Source organism: Corallococcus praedator (assembly GCF_003612125.1).
Taxonomy (GTDB): domain Bacteria; phylum Myxococcota; class Myxococcia; order Myxococcales; family Myxococcaceae; genus Corallococcus; species Corallococcus praedator.
In genome coordinates this window covers 1-397 of the sequence record NZ_RAWI01001357.1, presented here as the reverse complement: position 1 = coordinate 397, position 397 = coordinate 1, and the positions used below count along the sequence as shown (strand labels likewise).

At 73.8% G+C, this 397-nt stretch carries 1 protein-coding gene; it reads right to left on the bottom strand.

Going from position 1 to position 397, the window contains the following annotated elements:
- Window positions 1-397, bottom strand: a 397-nt coding sequence (locus D7Y13_RS46670) for an SMC hinge domain-related protein (protein WP_208734746.1), incomplete at both ends; no start/stop codon positions are given.

Sequence of the window (397 nt, the reverse complement as noted above, 5' to 3'; positions counted from 1 at the left end):
GTCGTCGGCGGTGTAGACGCCTTCCAGCCAGTCGCCGAGCAAGGCGGCGAGCGACGCGTCGCCGAGGTGGAGCTTTTCGGCCAGGCGCGGCAAGGCGCCGCGCTCGCCGGCATGCGGCGTCGCCGAGGCGCTGAAAAAAGCGAGGCGGGCCGGCGGCGCGTCGGCGGCGAAGGCGCGCAAGGTGTCGAGGCGGCCGACCTCGAGGGCGCCGAGGCGCTCGCGCAGCACCGCCTCGAGCGCCGTCTCCCAGCCGGCATCGATGCGGATGCGCGTCCAGAGGCCCTGCAGCGCGTCGAGCCCGTGCTTGGCCAGCCACGGCTTGAGCTTGTTCTCGACCTGCACCTTCTCCTGCAGCGCCTGCAACGCCTGCAGACGGGCGGCGAGCTCGGCGTGGCGA